Origin of the sequence: Kitasatospora sp. NBC_00458, assembly GCF_036013975.1 — a bacterium.
Lineage (GTDB): Bacteria > Actinomycetota > Actinomycetes > Streptomycetales > Streptomycetaceae > Kitasatospora.
This window is the reverse complement of sequence record NZ_CP107904.1, coordinates 2,963,582-2,986,294: the sequence shown is the minus strand read 5'-3', so window position 1 is coordinate 2,986,294 and position 22,713 is coordinate 2,963,582. Positions and strand designations below refer to the sequence as shown.

Below are 22,713 nucleotides of genomic sequence, written 5' to 3'. Positions count from 1 at the left end.
CCGATCGGTCCTTCCCGGCGGGATCGATCCGGCGCCTCCGTCCGTTGGTGATGGCGGTGCCCGGGGGACGGGCCGTTGTAGGAAGAACGCCAAGGCTCCTACCGGGGGGATCCCGTGCCACTGCCCGTACATCCGACCCGTGCGCCCGCGGGCGCACCGTCGACCACGACCACCCTGCCGACCACGACCGCTCCGGCGGACCAGGCGGCTCCATCGGCCACCGTGCCGGCCGCTCCGTCGCCGGGCCTGCCGACCGCTCGGTCGGGGGGCCTGCCGAGGGCGCTGGCGGGCGCCCTGACCGTCGGGCTCACCACCGTGCTGCTCGCCGCCTGTTCCGGCTCCGGCGGCACGGACGCCGTCGGAGCCGCCGCTCCGGACGGCGCGCGGCCGAACCGGGCCGCGGCGGCCACCCCGACACCCACACCGACGCCCACCGGCCCCTACGTGGCGCTCGGTGACTCCTACACCGCGGGCGTGAAGATCAGCCCGCAGGTGGGGGAGCCGAAGGGCTGCTCCCGCTCGGGGGTCAACTACCCCAGTCTGGTGGCCAAGGCGCTGGGCCTGGCCACCGGTCAGTTCCGTGACGTCAGCTGCAGCGGCGCCCGGACCGGCGACCTCAGCGGCGCCCAGGAGACGGGCGGCGGCACCAACCCGCCGCAGCTGGAGGCGGTCGACCCGGCCACCCGGCTGGTCACCCTGGGGATCGGCGGCAACGACGCCGGGTTCATGGAGGTCGTCACCCAGTGCGCCAAGGAGAACCTGGTCGACGCGGTCAAGGACCTGATCGGCTCCGGCCGGGCCCCGGCTCCGTGCCGCGAGCACTACGCCGCCTCGGACGGTGCGGACCAGGTGCAGCGCAAGGTGGACGCGGCCGGTGAACGGCTGGGCGACATGCTGAAGGAGGTCAAGCGCCGCGCTCCGCAGGCCAGGGTCTACGTGGTCGGCTACCCGGCGCTGCTGCCGGCCGACCCGGCCGTCTGCGTCCCGGTGCTGGGCAAGACCGTCACCGGCGGTGACCTGGGCTTCCTGGTGGAGAAGGAGCAGCAGCTCAACGCCATGCTCAAGCGGCGTGCGGAGGCGGCGGGCGCGGTCTTCGTGGACCTGGCGGCGCCCTCGGCGGGCCACGACATGTGCGCGGGCGAGGCCGACCGCTGGGTCGAGCCGCCCTTCCCGGCCCCCGGCCTGGCGGGGATCCACCCCAACGCGAAGGGGCAGGAGGCCGCCGCGGCCGCCGTCCTCAAGGCGGTCCGCGGCTGAGGCCGGGCGGTGGCGGGGGCGGGCGGGGCGGTGGCGGGGGCGGGCGGGGCGGGGGCACCGCCGCCCCGCCCGCCCCGCCGTCCTGCGCCACGGCGGCCGGGGGAGCGCCCCGGCGGCCCTCCCGCCACCCCCGTGGGCGGCGCCCCCGCGCACGGTCAAGCGTTCACGCCCCGGCCCGCGCCCCGTCGTGCGCGGCACACTTCCGGTGTCGGAGGTGCGGCGTACCGTGAAGGGCATATGGACGACACCGCGCACCGCCTCACCTCAGCCCCGACCCCGTACGACCACGCCGCCGAGGCCCGCTGGGTGCCCGAACCGGACAAGCGCCCCGGCCGCACGGCGTTCCAGCGCGACCGCGCCCGCGTGCTCCACTCCGCCGCCCTGCGCCGGCTGGCCGGCACCACCCAGGTGGTCGCCCCGATGCGCAGCGACTTCCCCCGCACCCGGCTGACCCACTCGCTGGAATGCGCCCAGGTGGGCCGGGAGTTGGGCGCGGCCCTGGGCTGCGACCCGGACCTCGTCGAGACCGCCTGCCTGGCCCACGACATCGGCCACCCGCCGTTCGGCCACACCGGCGAGGAGGCGCTCGACCAGGCCGCGGAGGCCTGCGGCGGCTTCGAGGGCAACGCGCAGTCGCTGCGGATCCTGACCCGGCTGGAGCCCAAGCGGTTCGCCCCGCAGGACGAGCAGCCCGCCCGGCTGGCCCCCTGGCCCGGCCGCAGCGTCGGCCTCAACCTGTCCCGCGCCGCGCTGGACGCCGCCACCAAGTACCCGTGGGCGCACGGCGCGCACCCCACCGACCCGGCCTCGCCCAAGTACGGCGTCTACGCCGACGACCTGCCGGTCTTCCGCTGGCTGCGGGCCGGCTCCCCGGCCGGGCGCAAGTGCTTCGAGGCCACCGTCATGGACTGGTCCGACGACGTCGCCTACTCCACCCACGACGTCGAGGACGGCCTCCAGGCCGGCCACATCGACCCGGTCGTGCTGCTCGCCCCGAGCGAGCGCGCCGAGCTGTTCAAGGTCGCCGAGCGCTACGCCCCGGACGCCGAGCCGGAGGAGCTGGCCGCCGCCCTGGACCGGCTGCTCGCGCAGGAGTGGTGGCCCAGCTCGTACGACGGCTCCGCCCGCGCCCGGGCCGGGCTCAAGGACCTCACCAGCCAGCTGATCGGCCGCTTCTGCCTGGCCGCCGAGCAGGCCACCCGGGCCCGCTACGGCCCCGGCCGGCTCTCGCGGTACGAGGCCGAACTGGTGGTGCCGCGCGAGGTCCGGCTGGAGTGCGCGGTGCTCAAGGCGGTCGCCGTCCGGTTCGTGATGCAGCGCGACGAGCAGGCCCAGCTCCGGGCCCGCCAGCGGATCGTGATCGCCGAGCTGGCGTACGTCCTCAACGAGCGCGCCCCCGACGGGCTGGACCCGGTCTTCGCCGCGCTCTACCGGGAGGCCGAGGACGACCGGGCGGCCCTGCGCGCGGTGATCGACCAGATCGCCACCCTGACCGACGCCTCGGCGCTGGCCCTCCACGCCAGGCTGGTCGGCGCCGCCTGGTCGTGAACGGGGGCGCGGCCGGACCGGGGGACCGGGCCGGGGGACCGGACCCGGGACCGACCGGGGACCCGGCCGCGGGGGCGGGCGGCGAACCGGCCGGGAGCGGCCCCGGGAAACTCCGGCCGCCCCAGTAGACTTCCGGGGTGGCCGGGCGGATCAGGGACGAAGACGTACAGGCGGTGCGGAGCGCACTGCCGATCGACGCCGTGGTCGGCGACTACGTACAGCTGACCAACGGTGGCGGCGGCGAGTACAAGGGGGTCTGCCCCTTCCACGACGAGAAGTCCGCCTCGTTCTACGTGAACCCCGCCAAGGGCGTGTTCCACTGCTTCGGCTGCCAGGAGAACGGCGACACCATCGCCTTCCTGATGAAGATCGAGCACTTCACCTTCGCCGAGGCCGTCGAGCGGATGGCCGCCCAGGCGGGCATCACGCTCCGCTACGAGGAGGGCGGCTACAGCCCCCGCCACCAGCAGGGCGAGCGCACCCGGCTGGTCGAGGCGCACAAGGTGGCCGCCGCCTACTACCAGGAGCAGCTCACCTCCCCGGAGGCCGAGATCGGCCGGCGGTTCCTCGGGGAGCGGGGGTTCGACGAGGAGGCCGCCAAGACCTTCGGCGTCGGCTACGCCCCCGTCGGCTGGGAGCACCTGGTCCGCTACCTGCGCGGCAAGGGCTTCAGCGACAAGGAGATCCTGCTCGGCGGGCTGGCCTCGCAGGGCCAGCGCGGCGGCCTGATCGACCGTTTCCGGGGCCGGCTGGTCTGGCCGATCCGCGACATCGCGGGCGAGGTGATCGGCTTCGGTGCGCGCCGGCTGCGCGAGGACGACAACGGGCCGAAGTACCTCAACACCCCCGAGACGCCGATCTACAAGAAGTCGCACGTCCTCTACGGCATCGACCTGGCCAAGAAGGAGATCGCCAAGTCGGGCCGGGCGGTGGTGGTCGAGGGCTACACCGATGTGATGGCCTGCCACCTGGCCGGGGTCACCACCGCGGTCGCCACCTGCGGGACGGCGTTCGCCGAGGACCACATCAAGATCATCCGCCGGCTGCTGATGGACACCTCCCAGTACCGGGGCGAGACCGTCTTCACCTTCGACGGCGACGCGGCCGGCCAGAAGGCCGCACTGCGGGCCTTCGAGGACGACCAGAAGTTCGCCGCCAAGACCTCGATCGCGGTCAGCCCCGGCGGCATGGACCCGTGCGACCTGCGCCTGGCGAAGGGCGACGAGGCGGTCCGCGAGCTGATCGACAACCCCGTCCCGCTCTTCGAGTTCGCGCTGTCCTCGGCCGTCGCCCGGCACCGGGTGGACACCCCCGAGGGCCGGTCCGCGGCCCTGGAGGAGGCGGCACCGATCGTCGCCAAGATCAAGGACCGTTCGATCCAGCACGAGTACGCCGTCCGGCTGGCGGGCATGCTCGGCATCCTGGACGAGCCGTTCGTCGTCCGCCGGGTCTCCCAGCTGGCGCGCTGGGACCGCGAGCGCCAGCAGAACCCGCGCGGCAACGGCCAGCAGCGCCGCCCCGACCCGTCGCAGCCGGTCCGCCCCGCACGCCCCGCCTTCACGCTCAACCCGCGCGACCCGGCCCAGTTCGTCGAGCGGGAGCTGCTCAAACTGGCCCTCCAGCACCCGGACCTGGTCGCCCCGGCCTTCGACAACTACGGTGAGGACGAGTTCCCCACACCCCCGTACACCGCCGTGCGCCGTGCGATCGGCCAGGCCGGCGGCGCCGCGTACGGGGCGACCCTGGCCGACTTCACCGGCACCGTCCGCGAGGGCTGCCCGGACGACCAGGTGCGCTCGCTGGTCACCGAGCTGACCGTCGAGCCGGTGCGCTCGCGCCGCAAGGCGGACGCCGTCTATGCGGGGGAGTTCCTGGTCAAGCTGAGGCTGCTGGCCGTGGACCGGCGGGTGAACGAGGTCCGGGCCCACCTCCAGCGGCTCGGCAACCGGGCCTCGGCGGAGGACCTGCACGCGGTGCAGACCGAGCTGTGGCAGCTCCAGCAGTACGGGCAGCAGCTGCGCAGCCGGGGCGCCGCCGCGCTCTAGGGACACGGGGCGTCCCACGGGACGGCCGGTGCGGCCGGCGCGGTGCGCTCTTGTAGGACCGCGCTCAGAAAGTCCGCGCACGAGTCTCGGCCACGGAGTGTGGCGTGCCGCACACTGGAGGGCGTCTCCCACCTCCGTACAGCGCGGGTCCGCCAGAGTCGCGCCCGCCCCGAGGGGATGCCCGTGGACCGAGGCCTTGCCGCGACCGCTCAGCCGACCACCGACCAGCCCGCCCCCCACGACGAGGCCTCCGCCGGCCCTGACGATCCCGAGGCCCCCGTCGACCCCGTCGACCCGGACGATCCCGGAGCCCCCCTCGACCTCGACGACCCGGACGGCCCCGAGGCCCCCGTCGACCCCGTCGGCTTCGACGACCCCGATCGCGCCGACGGGTCGGCGGACCACGGACGGGCCGGGGCGCCGCCCCCGGGCGGTGCCCGGATCCCTGCGCAGGGCCTCCCGGCGGGCCACCCCGACGCCGAGGACGAGCCCGAGCGGCGGCCGGGCCCGGAGGGGAGCGGCCCGGCCGCAGACCTGCTCCGCCAGTACCTCCGCGAGATCGGCCGGATCCGGCTGCTGACCGCGGTCGAGGAGGTCGAGCTGGCCCGCCGGATCGAGGCCGGTCTCTTCGCCGAGGAGCGGCTGAACCGCGAGCCGCCGCCCGACGACCCGCTGGCCCGCGAACTGGACACCCTGGTGGTGGCCGGCCGGATCGCCAAGCGCAGGCTGACCGAGGCCAACCTGCGGCTGGTGGTCTCCGTCGCCAAGCGCTACATCGGCCGCGGACTGACCCTGCTGGACCTGATCCAGGAGGGCAACCTCGGCCTGATCCGGGCGGTGGAGAAGTTCGACTACGCGCGCGGCTACAAGTTCTCCACCTACGCGACCTGGTGGATCCGGCAGGCGATGAGCCGCGCGCTGGCCGACCAGGCCCGGACGATCCGGGTTCCGGTGCACGTCGTCGAGCTGATCAACCGGGTGATCCGGGTGCAGCGCTCGCTGCTCCAGGAGCGCGGCGTCGAGCCGGGTCCGGCCGACATCGGCGCCGCCCTGGACCTCACCGGGGAGCGGGTCCGCGAGCTCCTCCGGCTCGCCCAGGAGCCGATCTCACTGCACACCCCGGTGGGGGAGGAGGACGACGTCGCGCTCGGTGACCTGATCGAGGACGCGGACGCCGCCTCCCCCGCGGAGTCCGCCGCGTTCCTGCTGCTGCGCCAGCACCTGGAGGCGGTGCTGTCCACCCTCGGCGAGCGCGAGCGCCAGGTGGTCCAGCTCCGCTACGGCCTGGACGACGGCCGGCCCCGCACGCTGGAGGAGATCGGCACGCTGTTCGGCGTGACCAGGGAGCGGATCCGCCAGATCGAGTCGAAGACGCTGGTCAAGCTCCGCGACCACGCCTTCGCGGCGCAGCTCCGGGGCTACCTCGACTAGGGCGTGTCGGCGGAGTCCCGCCGGGTCCGACGCGACGTCGCCGACACGCCCTGGGGCCGCCCTTTGCTAGGACGCCGGGGTGGCCGCCGCCGGAGTACCCGCCGCCGGGGTGGCTGCCGCCGGGTCGCCGGCCGCGGGGGCGGCGGACTCCGCCGGAGCGGCCGGGGGCGTGGTGCGCGGGGGAGGCGAGGCCGGGCCGATCGGGATCGGCGTGGACGCGACCAGCCGGGCCAGGTCGGAGACGGTGTTGGTGCAGGACTCGCCCTCCGACTGCTTGCCGCAGACCTGGAGGGTGACGGCCGGGTCCGCCGCGTTCACCATCGCCGAGTAGTTGTCGTAGCCCCAGTGGATCAGGGCGGTCTCCGTCTCGCCCGCGCTGGTGGTGACGACGGCCTGATCGCCCGGCTTGCCCTCGGTGATCGCGGCCCAGGCGGCCTGGCACTTCTGGCTGTACCGGAGGTAGACCACCACCTTGCCGATGTTGGTGGTCTGCAGGGTCCGTGCGTCGGCGCCGCAGCCGGTCGCCTTGGGGTCCTTGTGCGCGCAGCCGACCGCCTGGCAGCCGGCCACCGCCGGGGCCGTCTTGGCGGGCGGTGAGGAGGGCGAGGGGGAGGGCGCGGCGGGCTGTTCGGAGGCGGTCGGCTCGCGGTCCCCGCCCGAGGAGTACCGCACTCCGGCGAGCACCAGCAGGGCCGCCACCACGACGCTGGCGGCCACGGCGAACCACCGGGCCGGTGCCCGGCGGGCCGTGGGGTCCCCGGGGGCGGTCTCCACGGCGTCCAGGGCCTCCACGGGCTCCGCGGCCTCCGCCGCCGGGTCCGTGCCCGTGTCCGCCCCCGCGCCCGCGTCGGTGCCCTCGCCCGTGTCCACCGGGCCCGCCGCCGATCCGGCCGCAGCGGTCCCCGGCTCAGGCTCCGACTCGGTCCCCGGCTCGGTCTCCGGCTCCGGCGTCGCCCCGCCCGCGGTGGGCTCCGCCGCTCCGGCGGCCGTCGCCTCCCAGAGCGCCCGGAGCTTCGGCCCGTTGCACTCCACCGCGCCGATGAGCGCTTCGAGGGCCTGTTCGGTGACGATCCGTTTGCCGTTCAGCCAGCGCTCCCAGGAGGCCCGGCTGTAGTGGGTCCGGGTGGCCAGCTCGGACAGCGAGAGTCCGGTCGTGTCCTTGACGGCGCGCAGTTCCTCCGTCAGGCGCCTGGCGGGGGCGGACAGTTCGTCGGGCAGCTTCTTCCAGGCGGAACCCATGAGTTCTTCCAAACATGCGGGTCGGGACGGCGGGATCGGCGGGGCCTGGAGGGGCACCGGTCCGGGTCGTGGGCGGACGTTTCCGCGCCCCCGGTCTCAGCGGCGTCTCCAACCCCGGCGGCCCGGTGTCCCAAAGCCCAGGTCCTGGTTCTGAGACGGACGGAAGTGTCTCACAACACCGGGAGAGGCTCGAACATTCATGTGCCCGTGGGTCATTGTTCTCAGGCCGGTGCGGTTCGCCGCCCGGGTGCTTCGTCCGGGCACCGTTTTCACAGGAACCGGACGATCCTGCGGTCCCTGACCCCCACCGGTCCGAGGCAGCCTCACGGGGGGAGGCTGCCCCGGCCGCAGGGACGCGCGGCGGGGAGGGCGTCTGGTTCCGCCCTCCCCGCCGCGATCGCCCGCATCAGTGCACCGGGCCGCCCGGACCGGTACCCGCCCGCCTCCCCCGTGGGCCGTCGGTGAGGGGCCGTGAGGGCCCGCAGGGGGCCGGGGGCAGCGGGCGCCGGCGGGCGTCGGTCAGTGGTGGAAGCCCGTCCGTACGGGAACCCCGAGCTCCTTCAGCGGGACGGGCTGGCTGCGCAGCTCCGGCAGCAGCCGTTCGAGGTCGCCGAGCAGCAGGTCCGCGAGGTCGCGGGAGAACCCGTTGCGGCAGACCACCCGCAGGACCGAGAGGTCCTCGCGGTTCGCCGGGAAGGTGTACGCGGGCACCTGCCAGCCGCGCTCTCTCAGCCGCCGCGACACGTCGAAGACGTCGAACGTCGTCTCGTCGGCGGTGGTGAAGGCGAAGACCGGCAGCTGGTCGCCCCGGGTCAGCAGCCGGAAGGCGCCGAGCGCCTCGATCCGCTCGGCGAGGTAGGTGGCCACCTCCCGGCAGGCTCCCTGGACGGCCCGGAAGCCGCCCCGGCCCAGCCGCAGGAAGGTGTAGTACTGCGCGATCACCTCGGCGCCGGGCCGGGAGAAGTTCAGCGCGAAGGTCGGCATCTCGCCGCCCAGGTAGTTGACCCGGAACACCAGCTCCTCGGGGAGCGCCTCGTGGTCGCGCCAGAGCGCCCAGCCGACACCGGGGTAGACCAGTCCGAACTTGTGGCCGGAGGTGTTGATCGAGGCGACCCGGGGCAGCCGGAAGTCCCAGACCAGCTCCTCGTCCACGAAGGGCGCGACCATGCCGCCGGAGGCGCCGTCCACGTGTACCGGGACGTTCAGGCCGGTGCGCTGCTGGAGGTCGTCGAGGGCGGCGCAGATCTCGGCGACCGGCTCGTAGGAGCCGTCGAAGGTGGAGCCGAGGATGCCGACCACGCCGATGGTGTTCTCGTCGCAGAGCGCCACCGCCTGTTCGGCGCCGAGGTGGAAGCGGTCGCCGTCCATCGGCGCGGTGCGGGCCTCGACCTCCCAGAAGGTGCAGAACTTCTCCCAGCAGACCTGCACGTTGATGCCCATCACCAGGTTGGGACGGGCACCGGCCGCGTAGCGGTGGGCGTTGCGCTGCATCCAGCGGCGCTTGAGCGCGAGGCCGGCCAGCATGCAGGCCTCGCTGGAGCCGGTGGTGGAGCAGCCGACCGCGGTGTCGGGGTCGGGGGCGTGCCAGAGGTCGGCGAGGATCGCCACGCAGCGCCGCTCCAGTTCGGCGGTCTGCGGGTACTCGTCCTTGTCGATCATGTTCTTGTCGAGGCACTCGGTCATCAGCCGGGTGGCCTGGGCCTCCATCGACGTCGTGACGAAGGTCGCCAGGTTGAGCCGGGCGTTGCCGTCCAGCATCAGCTCGTCGTGGATCAGCTGGTAGGCGGTGTCGGCGGGTACGGGGCCACCGGCGAGGCGGTGCAGCGGTGGCGCCAGTTCCATCTGGCCGAGCGGGTCGGCGGTGCCGACGAACGGGTTGACGGTGAGCCGGCGGTCGTCTCCGGCCCCCTTGTGCAGTGCCATGGGATCCTGCCGCCCTTCCGGTCCGGTGGCCGCGTCGTCTTCCACGCTGCCACCGGCCGCCGGGCGACGCATCCGCACACCGGCCGCCGGGGCGCTGGCGCCACCGCGCCCGGGGCGCCCCTGCCGTCCGCTGAGGCCCGTCCGGACCTGCCCGCCCCACCGTCCGCCCTGCCGTCCGCCGGGGCCGGGCGGGGTGCCTCAGCCGGCCGCCTCCGGGTGGACCTGGTCGCGGGCGGCCCGGTACTGCCGGCGCACGGCCGAGCCGACCGCCAGGTCCTGTTCGCCGTCGGGGACGACGGTGACGGCCTCCGGAAGGTCCCAGCGCGGCGGCTCGGGGGTGCCGGCCAGCGCCCAGGCGGCCTGCCGGGCCGCGCCGCGCGCCGCGTGCGCACCGGGCGGCGGGACGACGACGGGGACGCCGAACAGCTGCGGCGCGATCTGCCGGACGGCGGGCAGCCGCCCGGCCGCGCCGAGCAGGAAGACCCGCTTCACCTCGACACCCTGGGCGCGCAGGACGTCCAGGGCGTCCGCGCTGTTGCAGAGCATGCCTTCGACCGCGGCGCGGGCGAGGTGCTGGGGGGTCATCGACTCCGCGCGCAGTCCGGTCAGCGTGCCGGCGGCGTGCGGCAGCGCGGGCGTCCGCTCGCCGTCCAGGTACGGGAGCAGCACCGTCCCGTACGCGCCGGGCGAGGACTGCAGGGCGAGGTCGCTGAGGCCCTCCAGGTCGCGGCCGAGCAGGGCGGCGGTGGAGCGGAGCACCTGGGCGGCGTTCAGGGTGGCGACCATCGGCAGGTGGCGGCCGCTGGCGTCGGCGAAGGAGGAGACCAGGCCGGTGGCGTCCACCACGGCCCGCTCGTGCACGGCGAAGATCGTCCCGGCGCTGCCGAGCGAGACCACCGCGTCGCCGGGGCCGAGGCCGAGGCCGAGCGCGGCGGCCATGTTGTCCCCGGTGCCGGCCGAGATCAGCAGGCCCTCGGGGGTGTGCCCGGCGGGTTCCGCCGGGCCGAGCACGTGCGGCAGCCGCAGCTCGTGGCCGAGCGCGAGTTCCACGAGGTCCTGCCGGTACTCGCCGGTGATCGGGGACCAGTAGCCGGTGCCGGAGGCGTCGCCCCGGTCGGTGGTGCGCCGCTTGGGGTGGCCGAGCAGCTGCCAGACCAGCCAGTCGTGCGGCAGCAGCACCTCGGCGATCCGGCGGGCGTTGGCCGGTTCGAACTCGGCCAGCCAGCGCAGCTTGGCGATGGTGTAGGTGGGGCCGGGGACGGCCCCGATCGCGGCGGTCCAGGCGGCCGGACCGCCGAGCGCGTCCAGCAGGGCGGCCGCGGCGCCGCTGGAGCGGGGGTCGTTCCACAGGATCGCGGGCCTGACCAGCACGCCGCCGGCGTCCAGGCCGATCATGCCGTGCTGCTGCGCGCTGACGCCGATCGCCCGGACGCCCTCCAGCAGGCCGCCGGCGGCCGCGTCGCCCAGCGAGTGCAGCCAGACCTGCGGGTCGGCCTCTCCGGCGCGTGCGTCCGGGTCGTCCGGTACGGGGTGGGGGGCCTTGCCGGACCGCAGTACCGCGCCGGTTCCGGAGTCACACGCGACGATCCGGGTGCGACCCGTCGAGCTGTCTATCCCCGCGACGATGGCCATAGTCGAGATCATGCCTCAGCGGCCGTCCGGACGCGGCCCGACCGGGGAAGTGTTGCCCGTTCGGTACCGCGTCCGGGAGGCGGCGTTCGGCCGCCCGTCACGGTCGCTTCACCCGCCCGTCACGGGCAGCGGTCAACGGCCCCGCCGGCCCGCCGGCCTCACGGCCGGAAGGTGCCCCAGCTGTCGTCCTCGACCTTCGGCCGGTTGAGGTACGGCACCCGGTCGGTGACCGCGTTCGGGAGCCGGTCGCCGACCTTCCCCGCGACGGCTCCGGCGGCCTTGCCGGCGACCGCGCCGGCCTGCTGCTTCGCCTTGTCGGCCGCGCCCTGGACCTTGGGGTTCCGGGCGACCTGCCGGGTGATCCTGGCGATCTGTTCGTAGCGCCGGCGCCCGGCCCGCGTGCCCAGGACATAGCCCGTCGCGAGTCCGACGCCGAACGACAGCTTCCACATGATCGGATTCCACCCTCTCCTGGCGGCCATTGCCGCATTGCCCTACCCGTCCGTCGGGACGGTGAACCGTCGGTGACCCCAGCATCCCCGGGCGGCGTGCGGGGCGCGCGCGGGGCGCGCCCGGGCGGGGCCGCCGGCGGGCTGCCGGGGAAAGCGATTGGCGGACCACCCCCCCGAGTGCGCTAATGTATGTCCCGCAGCGAGCGCCGAGGAGCCCGGGAGACCGGGGGCCGGAGCGGAAGATCGATCCCCCATAGCTCAATTGGCAGAGCAGCCGACTGTTAATCGGCAGGTTATTGGTTCGAGTCCAATTGGGGGAGCTCGGGTGAAGGCCCTTCCGGGTCCTCCTCCCGTACGTGGTACGGCTGTTGTGTACCGCGGTCCCGCATAGCTCAATTGGCAGAGCAGCCGGCTGTTAACCGGCAGGTTTTTGGTTCGAGTCCAAATGCGGGAGCTGCACCGGGTCCGCCCGGTGACTGCTCAGAGCGAAGGCCCCTCGGTAGACCGGGGGGCCTTCGTGTTGTCCGGGCGCCCCGGCCGGAGGGTGAGGCCGGTCACCCCGGCCGGACCGCCCGCGGTGGGGCCGGCCGGGCCGGGCGTCGTCGTCGGCGGCCGGTGCCGTTCGGTGGCCGTCGTCACTCGGTGGCCTGCTGGTACAGCTCGGTGATCCTGTCGTCGAAGGTCACGCTGTACGAGGTCCCCGGTGACTCGCCGCCCTCCTGGTAGCCGCCGATCACGCCGATCACCCGGCCGGTCGTGGTGACCCACGGGCTGCCGCTGGTGCCGTCGGTGTAGCCGCCGCAGTCGAACCGCTCCTGGGTCGGACTCTGCGAGCTGGTCAGACCCGAGCAGGTGATCGGCTCGTCCCGTTCGTTGGGGTAGCCGGTGACCGACACGGCGAGTCCGAAGCCCTGGTCGGTGCCGAGCGGGTTGCCGCCGACCGCGTCCTCCACCTGCCGGCCGCCGACCGCCCGGACGGTGACGAACGCCACGTCGTACTCGGGGTCGTCGTCGTCCGCCCAACGCGGATCGACGGTGATCGACTCTACCGGCCAACTCCCGTAGGGCGAGTACCCGTTGCGATAGCCGGGAGTGAACACCAGGCCGTCCAGCAGGCCGATCCGGCGGCTCTGGACGCAGTGCGCGGCGGTCACCAGCAGGTTGCGGCGCGGGCTCTGCACCACGCTCGCCGTGCATGCCCGGGGGCCCTGCGGGGTGCGGATCGACAGGGTGCCGACCCGGTCGCCGACCGGGCTCTGCGGCGCGACGCCGGCCGACCGCTCCTGGCCGCCCCCGCCGCAGGCGATGGCGGCGGCGAGCAGCAGGGCGGCCAGCGCGGCCGTCCTGGCCGCGCGCACCGGCCGTACCGGGCGGGAGTCCATCGGGGGCTCCGTCTCGTCCTCGGGGCGGTCGTCGCGGTTCGTGCGTTCCGCCGTTCGTGAGGAAGATCTATCAGGCCGGGCCGGGCCGCGCCACCGTCGCCCTCTCACGCCCCGTCACCCGTCCGCGCGCCCCCGCCGTTCAGGGGGGCCGGTCCCGCCCGCGGTCCGCCCCGGTTCACCCGGCGGGACGGCGCTCGCCGCGCCCGCTTCGCCGTCGAACCTGTGCGCACCCATGTGCGCCCCCGGCGCGCACCACGGGTGATCGACCGGCTATGCTGCCCGGGACGGCCTTTCGGGGCCGTCTGCTGCTGCCGCGACCGGGTGACCCGTCGCGCGCTGCGAACCGGGGCGGTAGCTCAGCCGGTTAGAGCAGGGGACTCATAATCCCTTGGTCGTGGGTTCGAGTCCCACCCGCCCCACCTTCGCCTTCGCCCGGCTCTCCGGGCTCGACGGGCTTGACCAGGTGCGGTCATCTGCACGAACTCTAGTGACCGGCGGCACCGCCGACCGCACCGACAGGCCGAGAATCACTCGAACAGGTCCGCGCCGGGGGCGCGTTGACGCCCGTCGCCTGCCCGCCCGCTGGCCCTGCCCGCTCCGGCCGCCCGCGCCGCCCCGTGCCGTACCGCCCCGTCGCCCCGTGCCGTCGCCCCGCCGTACCGCCCCGGAGGAGGGCCGGAGGGCCGCCGGAACGGTCCTCCGTATCCTGGCCGGATGCTCGAACCCGCACTGCTGCCGACACCCCTGACGGACTGCCCCGACGAGGTGCTGGCACGGGCCGGCGTGGTGCTGCGGCTCAAGCGGGACGATCTGGCGCATCCGCTGGTGCCGGGGAACAAGTGGCGGAAGCTGGCGCCGAACCTGGCGGCCGCGGCCGAGCGGGGCGACTCCCGGCTGCTGACCTTCGGCGGGGCGTACTCGACGCACCTGCGGGCGGTCGCGGTGGCCGCCGGTGCGCTCGGGTTGGAGAGCGTCGGGCTGGTCCGGGGCGAGGAGCTGGCGCTCGCGCCGCGGAACTGGTCGCTGCGGGCCGCCGAGGAGGCCGGGATGGAGCTGGTGTTCCTGTCCCGGGCGGAGTACCGGGAGACGGCCGGGCGCTGCGCGACGGACCCGGCGGCGGCCGCCGGGCTGCGGGGGCGCTGGGGACCGTGCCTGGTGCTGCCCGAGGGCGGCTCGAACGCCCTGGCGGCCCGCGGGGCGGCGGCGATCGCGGCGGAGCTGACCGACCTCGGCGAGCGGGACGTCGTCTGCTGCCCGGTCGGCACCGGCGGCACGCTGGCCGGGATCGCGGCCGGACTGCCGCCGGGGGCGCGGGCGCTCGGAGTGGCGGTGCTGCGGGGCGGCGAGGGCTATCTGGAGGCCGAGGTGACCCGGCTCCACCGGGAGGCGTACGGGCGGGAGTTCGCGGGCTGGCGGATCGACCACGACCACCACGGCGGCGGGTACGGGCGGGTGCCGGCCGCGCTGGAGGAGTTCGCGGCCGCCTTCGGGCGGCGGCACGGCATCGCGCTGGAGCGGCGCTACGTGGCCAAGCTGCTGGCCGCCCTGTACGACCTGACGGCGGCCGGTGCCTTCCCGCCCGGGACCAGGCTGACGGCGGTGGTCACCGGGCTCCCCGACCCGGTGGACGGGCGGTAGCGGCCCGGCCGGGGGCCCGATCGGACCCGGCCGGGCCGCCACCGCCCGGGGGATCAGGTGATGTCGGAGCAGGGGTCGACGTCGGCGTTGCGGGCGTTCTCGGTGATGCCGGTGGGCACGTCGGTCGGCTGCGGACCGCCGGTGGCCGCGGCCGGGCCGCCCGGTGCGGTGCCGGCCTGGCCGGCGGCCAGGTGGTAGTCGCGGCCCAGGATCACGGTGATCCCCTCGGAGCCGGGCTCCTCGACCAGCTGGGCCCCCGGGAAGAGCTGCGCCAGCTGGGCGGCCGCGGACTTGTACAGCGGGTCGTAGGAGACCTCGGTGTGCAGCCGGCCGCCCTGGGTCTGGCCGAGGTCGACGTTGCGGAACCCCTTGGCCCGGATGGTCTCGGAGCCCCTGCCCGCAAGCCCCGGGGTGCCGACGCCGTTGATCACGGTGACGGGCGCGTTCGCCTCGGCGGGCGTGAGCGGGGTGGCGGTGGCGGTGGCGGCCGGGGCGGTGGCGGTCGGGGAGGCGGCGGCCCCGGCGTCGGCGGCGGGGGAGGCGCCGGTGGGGGAGGCCGGGTCGGCGGGCGAGGGGGACGGCGCGCCGGCCGAGGGGTCGGCGACCTGGCCGGTGGCCTGTCCGTCCAGCGTGCGGTCCTCGCGCAGCAGCTGCCAGAGGGTGTCCACGTCGGGGTGGACGAGGTCGATCCGGCCCTCCTGCTTGGTGGAGAACCGCCAGGGGGCGGTGACGAAGGTGATGTCGGCGAGCTTGATCTGCTGCAGCGACTGGGCGAAGTCGACCAGCTTCATCGCGGTGCCCAGGCCCTCGTCCACGGTGAGCGACCGGGTGGCGGCGTCGGCCAGCGGGAGCAGGGTGGGCAGCGAGAAGCCGAGGCCCTGGATCTTGCGGATCATCGAGGAGAGGAAGGCCTGCTGGCGCTTCATCCGCCCGATGTCGGAGTTGTCGCCGAAGCCGTAGCGGGCCCGCAGGTAGTCCACGGCCGGCTGGCCGGAGATCTTCTGCATGCCCTTCTTGAGCTTGATGTCGTGCGAGTTGACGTTGTTCGGTATGCAGACGTCGACGCCGTTGATGGCCTCGGTCATCGCGGCGACGCCCTTGAAGTCGACCACGATGGTGTGGTCGATCCGCAGGCCGGTCATGGCCTCGACGGTGTTCTGGGTGCAGGCCGGGTTCCCGTTGGCGGATTCGCCGATGGTGAAGGCCTCGTTGAACATCTGGTTGTTCCGCGGCGCCGTCCAGGAGCCGTTCGGCAGCCGGCAGGACGGGATGGTCACCAGGGTGTCGCGGGGTATGGAGACGCCGACGGCGTGCTTCTTGTCGGCGTAGATGTGCAGCAGGATGGTGGTGTCGGAGTGGCCGACGCCCAGGTCACCGCCGCCGAGGTCGGCGTTGCCGTCGTTGCGGGTGTCCGAGCCGAGCAGCAGGACGTTGACGGGGACGGCGGCGCCCGGGGTGGCGGGGACGGCCGCGGGCGGGCGCTCGGTGGCGACGCCGCCCGGGTCGAAGGTGGTGATGTTGGTGTCCAGTCGGTGGTAGAACCAGGCACCGGCGCCCGCCACGGACAGCACCAGGACGGCGGCGAGGCCTATCGCGGTCCGTATGATGCGTCGGCGGCGCGAGCTGCTGCTCATCCTCCCCGTCCCCCCGTTTGGTCGTCGTCGTTCCCACCCGCACCGTCCGTACGGCGGACGGTGCCCGGTCTTCGAACGTTAGACGTTTCGGGGGAGTGTTCGGTTACCTCCGATCGGCGGCCAATTCGGCCGGAGCGGCCGCCGGGGCTGTGATGCTGCTCACGCGCCGGGGCCGGCGGCACCCGTCAGCATGCGGCGGAGCAGGTCGCGCAGCTGGGTGCGCTCGTCGGGGCCGAGCGCCGCGAGGGGTTCGCGGGCGAAGTTGAGCGACTCGCGGAGCTCCTCGGAGGCGGTGGCGCCGGTCCCGGTGGCGGCGACCAGCTTCACCCGGCGGTCCTGGAGGTCGGCCTGCCTGGTCACGAAGCCGCGCGACTCCAGCCGGTCGACGATGCCGGTGATGTTGGACGGCTCGCAGCTGAGCGTCTGGGCGATCTGGCGCATGGGCATCGGCCCGCGCCGCAGCAGGGCGAGGACCTTGGCCTGCGCTCCGGTGAGCGAGCGGGCGGCGGCGGCCTCCTCGTACTCGCGGTGGAAGAGCGCGACCAGATTGGCCATCAGGTCGACGACCTCACGGGTGATCTCGTCGGGCTGCGGCGCGGCGGCCCGGGTCGGCTGGGTATCCATGACGACAGTCTACCTGAAAAGTTGACAACATGAACCTTTCATGTCCATTGTTACTTCACTGACTCAACCTTTCATGTAGGGAGTACCTCGATGGCCGCCGAGCAGGAAGTCCCCGCCACCGCCCGCGAATGGCACCTCGCCGCCCGCCCCCAGGGCTGGCCGGTCCCGACCGACTTCGCCCTGGTCGAGGCACCCGTCCGCCGCCCCGGTCCGGGCGAGGTCCTGGTCCGCAACACCCACCTGTCGGTCGACCCGTACATGCGGGGCCGGATGAACGACGTGAAGTCCTACCTCCCGCCGTTCCGGCTCGGCGAGGTCATGGACGGCGGCGCGGTCGGCTACGTGGTGGCCTCCGGGGCGGAGGGCTTCGCCCCCGGCGACGCCGTGCTGCACGGGCTCGGCTGGCGCGAGTACGCGACCCTGCCGGCCGAGCGCGCGGTCAAGGTGGACCCGTCCGTCGCACCGCTCTCCGCCTACCTCGGCGTGCTCGGCATGACCGGCCTCACCGCCTACGCGGGCCTGCTCGCGGTCGGCGGCCTCAAGGAGGGCGACCGGGTCTTCGTCTCGGGCGCGGCCGGCGCGGTCGGTTCGGTGGTCGGCCGGATCGCCAGGCTGAAGGGCGCCTCGCTGGTCGTCGGCTCGGCCGGCTCGGCGGAGAAGGTCGCCAAGCTGGTCGACGAGTACGGCTTCGACGCCGCCTTCAACTACAAGGACGCGCCGGTCCGCGAGCAGCTCGCGAAGGCCGCGCCCGAGGGCATCGACCTCTACTTCGACAACGTCGGCGGCGACCACCTGGAGGCCGCGATCGGCGCGCTCGGCGTGCACGGCCGGGCCGTGCTCTGCGGCGCCATCGCCCAGTACAACGAGACCACCGCCCCGGCCGGCCCGCGCAACCTGGCGCTGGCGATCGGCAAGCGGCTCCGCCTGGAGGGCATGCTGGTGGGCGACCACGCCGCGCTGCAGCCGCAGTTCGTCGCCGAGGTCGCCGGCTGGCTGGCGGACGGGAGCCTGCGCAACGAGGAGACCGTGGTCGACGGCTTCGAGCACACCCCGGAGGCCTTCCTGGACCTGCTGCGCGGTGCCAACACCGGCAAGATGGTGGTCCGGCTGGACGCCTGACACCGCGTCGGCCGCGACCTGCGGGGACCCCGCCCCGTCGCCCCGCTCCGCCCCGCCCGCCCGCCGGAACCCCGGCCGGGCGCGCGGGGCGGTTTGCGTACCCGGCGGAGGGGATCCGGCCGCACTACCGCATTCCGGCCGGATCCGAAAGTGCGTCATCCGCGGTGCGGGGAGGCGCGGTACGGTGGTCCCGCCTGGCGATGGGGCCGTTCGGGGGAGAGATCCGACCGAGGGGTGGACCTCGTTGAGGATTCGACTAGCATTGAGCGAAAGCCTGTCCGTTTTGCTCAATTTAGTGGCTTAATGTCGGCTAACGTGGGTAACTGTGGATCAACCGCAGGCACGAACGCGAGGCAGCTGGGGAAGGCGACCCTCGTCCACAGCCTGGAGGTCCCGGTGACGACACGTGGAGTCCTGTACGTCCACTCCGCGCCCCGCGCGCTGTGCCCGCACGTCGAGTGGGCCGTCGCGGGAGTGCTCGGTGTGCGGGTGAGCCTGGACTGGATCCGCCAGCCGGCCGCGCCCGGGCACTGGCGCGCCGAGCTCTCCTGGCAAGGGGAGCCCGGTACGGCCTCGAAGCTCGCCTCCGCGCTGCGCGGCTGGCAGCTGATGCGGTACGAGGTCACCAGCGAGCCCTGCGCCACGGCGGAGGGCGAGCGGTACAGCAGCACGCCCGCGCTCGGCATCTTCCACGCGGTCACCGGCATCCACGGGGACATCCTGATCCCCGAGGACCGGCTCCGCGCCGTCCTGCTGCGCGCCCGCAGCGAGGGGGCGGACCTGGAGGCCGAGATCGCGATGCTGCTGGGCAAGCCCTGGGACGACGAGCTGGAGCCCTTCCGGTACGCCGGCGAGGGGGCTCCGGTGCGCTGGCTGCACCAGGTGGTCTGAGGCGCCGTCACCGGACCGGCCCCCCGAGGAGCCGGTCCGGCCGGAGGAGCCGGTCGTGTCGAAGGGGCGGGCACCCACCAGGTGGGTACCCGCCCCTTCGGCGTGCCGGGCGTCAGCGGTCGTGCCGGGCGTCAGCGGGTCCGGAAGGCCAGCACCACGTTGTGGCCGCCGAAGCCGAACGAGTTGTTCAGCGCGGCGATCCGGCCCTCGGGAAGCTTGCGGGCCTCGTCGCGGACGATGTCCGCCTGCACGTCGTCGTCCAGCTCGTCCACGTTGATGGTCGGCGGGGCGATCCGGTGGTACAGGGCCTGCACGGTGGCGACGGTCTCGATGCCGCCGGCGCCGCCCAGCAGGTGGCCGGTCATCGACTTGGTGGCCGAGACGGCGATGTGGTCGAGGTCCTCGCCCAGCTCCTTGCGGAGCGCCTTCAGCTCGGCGGTGTCACCCTGCGGGGTCGAGGTGGCGTGCGCGTTGACGTGCACGATCTCGGCCTTGTCCAGGTCGTTGCGCTCGAACAGGTCGGCCAGCGCGCGGGCCACCCCGGCGCCGGTCGGCTCGGGCTGCGCGATGTGGTGGGCGTCCGAGGACAGGCCCTGGCCGACCGCCTCGCAGTAGATCCGGGCACCGCGGGCCTCGGCGTGCTCGACCGACTCCAGCACGACCACGCCGGCGCCCTCGCCCAGCACGAAGCCGTCCCGGCCCTTGTCGTACGGGCGCGAGGCGCGCTGGGGCTCGTCGTTGTTCTTGGACATCGCCATCATGTTGGCGAACGCGGCGATCGGCAGCGGGTGGATCGCCGCCTCGGTGCCGCCGGCCACCACGACGTCGGCGCGGCCGGTGCGGATCATCTCGATCGCGTAGCCGATCGCCTCGGCGCCGGAGGCACAGGCGGAGACGGGGGTGTGCACGCCCGCGCGGGCGCCGACCTCCAGGCCGACGTTGGCCGCCGGGGAGTTGGGCATCAGCATCGGGACGGTGTGCGGGGAGACCTTGCGGGAGCCCTTCTCCTTCAGCACGTCGTACTGGTCGAGCAGGGTGGTCACGCCGCCGATGCCGGAGGCGATCACCGCGCCCAGGCGCTCGGGGGCCAGCTTGGACGACTCGTCGGTGGCGGGGGTCTCGTAGCCGGCGTCGGCCCAGGCCTCGCGGGCCGCGATCAGGGCGAACTGGGCGGAACGGTCCAGCTTGCGGGCGAGCGGGCGGGGGAGGATCTCACCGGGCTCGACGGCGGTGCGCGCCGCGATCCGGACGGGCAGGTCGGCGGCCCACTCCTCGGTCAGGGCAGCCACTCCGGAGCGCCCGGCGACCAGGTTCTCCCACGTGGTGGCGGCGTCGCCGCCCAGCGGCGTGAAGGCGCCGATACCCGTGACGACCACGGTACGGTTTTCAACGGTCACTGGATCTTCTTCTCTCACATCGTGCGGGGGCGGTCGGCGGCGGCCGAAGGTGAGCCCGGCCGGGCGCCCGGTGGGGCGTCCCGGCCGGCGGGTCGGCCGACTCGGGGGGAGTCGGCCGATGTCAGGCGTCGAACGAGTCGACCGCTCAGGCGTTGGTGAGGATGTAGTTCACCGCGTCGCCGACGGTCTTCAGGTTCTTGACCTCGTCGTCCGGGATCTTGACGTCGAAGCGCTCTTCGGCGGCCACGACGACCTCGACCATGGACAGCGAGTCGACGTCCAGGTCGTCGGTGAAGGACTTGTCGAGCTCGACGTCCTCGGTCGGGATGCCGGCGATCTCGTTGACGATCTCGGCGAGACCTTCCAGGACCTCGTCCTTGGTAGCCATACTGGCTGCTCCTCTTCGGTGTTGAATGCGGCCGCCCGGCGGACGGACGCAGGTTTGCGGATGGTTCGGGCGAAAACGCCTAGGGGAGCGTAACGACTGCTGCGGCGTAGACGAGACCCGCCCCGAACCCGATGATCAGTGCGAGGTCCCCGCTCCGGGCCTCGCCGCTCTCCAGCATGCGCTCCATCGCCAGCGGGATGGAGGCCGCCGAGGTGTTTCCGGTCTCCGCGATGTCGCGGGCCACCGGCACGGACTCGGGAAGCTTCAGGGTCTTGATCATGGTGTCGGTGATGCGCATGTTCGCCTGGTGCGGGATGAAGGCACCGAGCTGGTCGGCGGTGATCCCGGCGGCGTCCAGTGCCTGCTGGGCCACCTTCGCCATCTCCCAGACCGCCCAGCGGAAGACCGACTGACCCTCCATCCGGAGGGCCGGCCACTTGGTCTCCTCGCCGGCGCCGTTGACGGCCCCCTCCTTGGCGAAGGCGGTGTCCCAGGCCTCGGTCTGCGAGATGACGTCCCTCTGCGAGCCGTCCGAGCCCCAGATGACCTTGCCGATGCCGGGCGTGTCGGACGGGCCGACGATCGCGGCGCCGGCGCCGTCACCGAAGATGAACGCGGTCGAGCGGTCCGACTGGTCGGTCAGGTCGCTGAGCCGCTCCACGCCGATCACCAGCACGTACTCGGCACTGCCGCCGCGGACCATGCCGTCGGCCAGGCCCAGGCCGTAGCCGAAGCCGGCACAGGCCGCCGAGATGTCGAAGGCCGGTGCGGTGCCGCAGCCGAGCCGCTCGGCGATCTCGGTGGCGATGGCCGGGGTCTGCTTGAGGTGCGAGACGGTCGCGACGATCACGCCGCCGATCTGGTGCGGGGCGATCCCGGCCTGGGCGATCGCCTTGCCGGCGGCCTGCACCGACATCTCGGCGACGCTCTCCTCCGGGCCCGCCCAGCGGCGCTCGGCGATCCCGCTACGGGTGCGGATCCACTCGTCCGAGGAGTCGATCCAGGTCAGCACCTCGGCGTTGGGAATCACCCGGACCGGACGGTAGCCGCCGACCCCGTGGATGCGCGAGTACTGCGCACCGGTGACCGGGAGGATCTGGGGGGTGTTGCTCATGCCTGCTGCTCCTGCTCCTGACCACTGTCCTCCCGGCCCTGGCCGGCGTGCTCGGCGATGAGCGCGCGGGCCTTGTCCAGGTCGGCGGGGGTCTTGAGGGCAAGCGACGCCACGCCCTTGAGGTTGCGCTTGACCAGTCCGGTGAGGGTGCCCGCCGGGGCGAGCTCGATGACGGCGGTCGCGCCCAGCTGCTGGAGGGTCTCCATGCAGAGGTCCCAGCGGACCGGGTTGGAGACCTGCGACACCAGGCGGCGCAGCAGCTCGTCACCGGTGGCGACGACCCCGCCGTCCTGGTTGGAGACGTACGTGATCCGCGGGTCGGCGACGGGCAGGGTCGGCGCCAGCTTCGACAGCCGCTCGACGCCCGGCGCCATGTGGGTGGTGTGGAACGCACCGGCCACCTTGAGGGCGACCAGCCGGGCCCCGGCCGGCGGGTCCGCCCGCAGGGCGTCCAGCTGCGGCAGCGTGCCGGCCGCGACGATCTGGCCGCCGCCGTTGTTGTTGGCCGCGGTCAGGCCGTGCTCCGCCAGCTTGGCGGCGACGACCTCCGGGTCACCGCCCAGCAGGGCGGCCATCCCGGTCTCGGTGGCCGCGGCGGCCTCGGCCATGGCCAGGCTGCGTTCGCGGACGAAGGTCAGTGCGTCGTGCGCGGTCAGCACCCCGGCGAAGGCGGCGGCGGTGATCTCGCCGACGCTGTGGCCGGCCACCGCGCCGACCGGTGCGGTGGCGGTGTCCCCGTCCGGGAACAGCACGCCGGCGGTCACCAGGCCGGCGGCCACCAGCAGCGGCTGGGCGACGGCGGTGTCCTTGATCTCCTCGGCGGACGCCTCGGTGCCCGCGTGCACCAGGTCGAGCCCGGCGACCTCCGACCAGCCGCTGAGGCGGTCGGTGACACCGTCGAGCTCCAGCCAGGGGCTGAGGAAACCGGGGGTCTGGGCACCCTGTCCAGGGGCGACGATTACGAGCACGGTTCAACCCTCTCTCGCCGAGCGCCCGGGG

General features: G+C 74.0%; 18 protein-coding genes and 3 tRNA genes. 10 read left to right on the top strand and 11 right to left on the bottom strand.

Annotation, left to right across the window (positions count from 1 at the left end; all coding sequences use genetic code 11):
- Nucleotides 1-114: 114 nt before the first annotated feature.
- The 4 genes from OG550_RS11780 (at nt 115) to OG550_RS11765 (ending at nt 6,281) form a co-directional block, all read left to right on the top strand.
- On the top strand, nt 115-1,257 hold the full coding sequence (locus OG550_RS11780) for an SGNH/GDSL hydrolase family protein (protein ID WP_327676699.1): 1,143 nt from the start codon (nt 115-117) through the stop codon (nt 1,255-1,257).
- A 237-nt stretch (nt 1,258-1,494) separates the two neighbouring features.
- Entirely contained in the window at nt 1,495-2,805 is a 1,311-nt protein-coding gene (locus tag OG550_RS11775; protein ID WP_327676697.1) for a deoxyguanosinetriphosphate triphosphohydrolase, read from the top strand.
- Nucleotides 2,806-2,942: 137 nt separating this feature from the next.
- Nucleotides 2,943-4,850, top strand: a complete 1,908-nt coding sequence (dnaG, locus tag OG550_RS11770; protein ID WP_327676695.1) for a DNA primase — start codon at nt 2,943-2,945, stop codon at nt 4,848-4,850.
- 183 nt (nt 4,851-5,033) lie between these two features.
- Complete coding sequence (locus tag OG550_RS11765) at nt 5,034-6,281, top strand: RNA polymerase sigma factor (RefSeq protein WP_327676693.1); 1,248 nt, start codon at nt 5,034-5,036, stop codon at nt 6,279-6,281.
- Nucleotides 6,282-6,347: 66 nt separating this feature from the next.
- Here the strand turns inward: OG550_RS11765 and OG550_RS11760 are convergent, their stop codons facing one another.
- From OG550_RS11760 to OG550_RS11745, 4 genes are all read right to left on the bottom strand, one after another.
- Nucleotides 6,348-7,520 (bottom strand): helix-turn-helix domain-containing protein, encoded by a 1,173-nt coding sequence (locus tag OG550_RS11760; protein WP_327676691.1) that lies wholly within the window; start codon nt 7,518-7,520, stop codon nt 6,348-6,350.
- Between the two features lie 519 nt (nt 7,521-8,039).
- Entirely contained in the window at nt 8,040-9,443 is a 1,404-nt protein-coding gene (locus OG550_RS11755) for a glutamate decarboxylase (RefSeq protein ID WP_327676688.1), read from the bottom strand.
- Nucleotides 9,444-9,641: 198 nt separating this feature from the next.
- Nucleotides 9,642-11,075 (bottom strand): FGGY family carbohydrate kinase, encoded by a 1,434-nt coding sequence (locus OG550_RS11750; protein WP_327676687.1) that lies wholly within the window; start codon nt 11,073-11,075, stop codon nt 9,642-9,644.
- Between the two features lie 158 nt (nt 11,076-11,233).
- On the bottom strand, nt 11,234-11,527 hold the full coding sequence (locus OG550_RS11745) for a hypothetical protein (RefSeq protein WP_327676685.1): 294 nt from the start codon (nt 11,525-11,527) through the stop codon (nt 11,234-11,236).
- A gap of 247 nt (nt 11,528-11,774) precedes the next feature.
- On the opposite strand from OG550_RS11745, the gene OG550_RS11740 reads away from it, so the two are divergent.
- Nucleotides 11,775-11,847: transfer RNA gene (locus OG550_RS11740), tRNA-Asn, on the top strand.
- A gap of 61 nt (nt 11,848-11,908) precedes the next feature.
- Nucleotides 11,909-11,981 (top strand) — tRNA-Asn (locus OG550_RS11735).
- Between the two features lie 181 nt (nt 11,982-12,162).
- Here the strand turns inward: OG550_RS11735 and OG550_RS11730 are convergent.
- Nucleotides 12,163-12,909, bottom strand: coding sequence for a trypsin-like serine peptidase (locus OG550_RS11730; protein ID WP_327676683.1), 747 nt, complete (start codon nt 12,907-12,909; stop codon nt 12,163-12,165).
- A gap of 345 nt (nt 12,910-13,254) precedes the next feature.
- Here OG550_RS11730 and OG550_RS11725 point away from each other — a divergent pair.
- Nucleotides 13,255-13,328, top strand: a tRNA-Ile gene (locus OG550_RS11725).
- Between the two features lie 295 nt (nt 13,329-13,623).
- Entirely contained in the window at nt 13,624-14,547 is a 924-nt protein-coding gene (locus OG550_RS11720; RefSeq protein ID WP_327676681.1) for a 1-aminocyclopropane-1-carboxylate deaminase/D-cysteine desulfhydrase, read from the top strand.
- Between the two features lie 53 nt (nt 14,548-14,600).
- Here OG550_RS11720 and OG550_RS11715 read toward each other — a convergent pair whose 3' ends face one another.
- Nucleotides 14,601-16,181 carry an LCP family protein gene (locus OG550_RS11715; protein ID WP_327676679.1) on the bottom strand — a complete coding sequence of 527 codons (1,581 nt, stop codon included), beginning with the start codon at nt 16,179-16,181 and terminating at the stop codon, nt 14,601-14,603.
- Between the two features lie 159 nt (nt 16,182-16,340).
- Nucleotides 16,341-16,805, bottom strand: a complete 465-nt coding sequence (locus OG550_RS11710) for a MarR family winged helix-turn-helix transcriptional regulator (RefSeq protein WP_327676677.1) — start codon at nt 16,803-16,805, stop codon at nt 16,341-16,343.
- 90 nt (nt 16,806-16,895) lie between these two features.
- On the opposite strand from OG550_RS11710, the gene OG550_RS11705 reads away from it, so the two are divergent.
- Nucleotides 16,896-17,924 carry an NADP-dependent oxidoreductase gene (locus OG550_RS11705; protein WP_327676675.1) on the top strand — a complete coding sequence of 343 codons (1,029 nt, stop codon included), beginning with the start codon at nt 16,896-16,898 and terminating at the stop codon, nt 17,922-17,924.
- Nucleotides 17,925-18,320: 396 nt separating this feature from the next.
- Nucleotides 18,321-18,815 (top strand): DUF3145 domain-containing protein, encoded by a 495-nt coding sequence (locus OG550_RS11700; RefSeq protein WP_327676673.1) that lies wholly within the window; start codon nt 18,321-18,323, stop codon nt 18,813-18,815.
- A gap of 131 nt (nt 18,816-18,946) precedes the next feature.
- Here OG550_RS11700 and fabF read toward each other — a convergent pair whose 3' ends face one another.
- The 4 genes from fabF to OG550_RS11680 form a co-directional block, all read right to left on the bottom strand.
- Entirely contained in the window at nt 18,947-20,212 is a 1,266-nt protein-coding gene (gene fabF, locus OG550_RS11695) for a beta-ketoacyl-ACP synthase II (RefSeq protein ID WP_327676671.1), read from the bottom strand.
- 145 nt (nt 20,213-20,357) lie between these two features.
- Nucleotides 20,358-20,600 carry an acyl carrier protein gene (locus tag OG550_RS11690; protein ID WP_030310143.1) on the bottom strand — a complete coding sequence of 81 codons (243 nt, stop codon included), beginning with the start codon at nt 20,598-20,600 and terminating at the stop codon, nt 20,358-20,360.
- Between the two features lie 79 nt (nt 20,601-20,679).
- Complete coding sequence (locus OG550_RS11685) at nt 20,680-21,714, bottom strand: beta-ketoacyl-ACP synthase III (RefSeq protein ID WP_327676669.1); 1,035 nt, start codon at nt 21,712-21,714, stop codon at nt 20,680-20,682.
- The gene (locus OG550_RS11680; RefSeq protein WP_327676667.1) at nt 21,711-22,682 is read right to left on the bottom strand and encodes an ACP S-malonyltransferase; all 972 of its coding nucleotides are present in this window, start codon (nt 22,680-22,682) and stop codon (nt 21,711-21,713) included. The genes OG550_RS11685 and OG550_RS11680 overlap by 4 nt, the downstream gene beginning before the upstream one ends.
- Between the last annotated feature and the right edge of the window lie 31 nt (nt 22,683-22,713).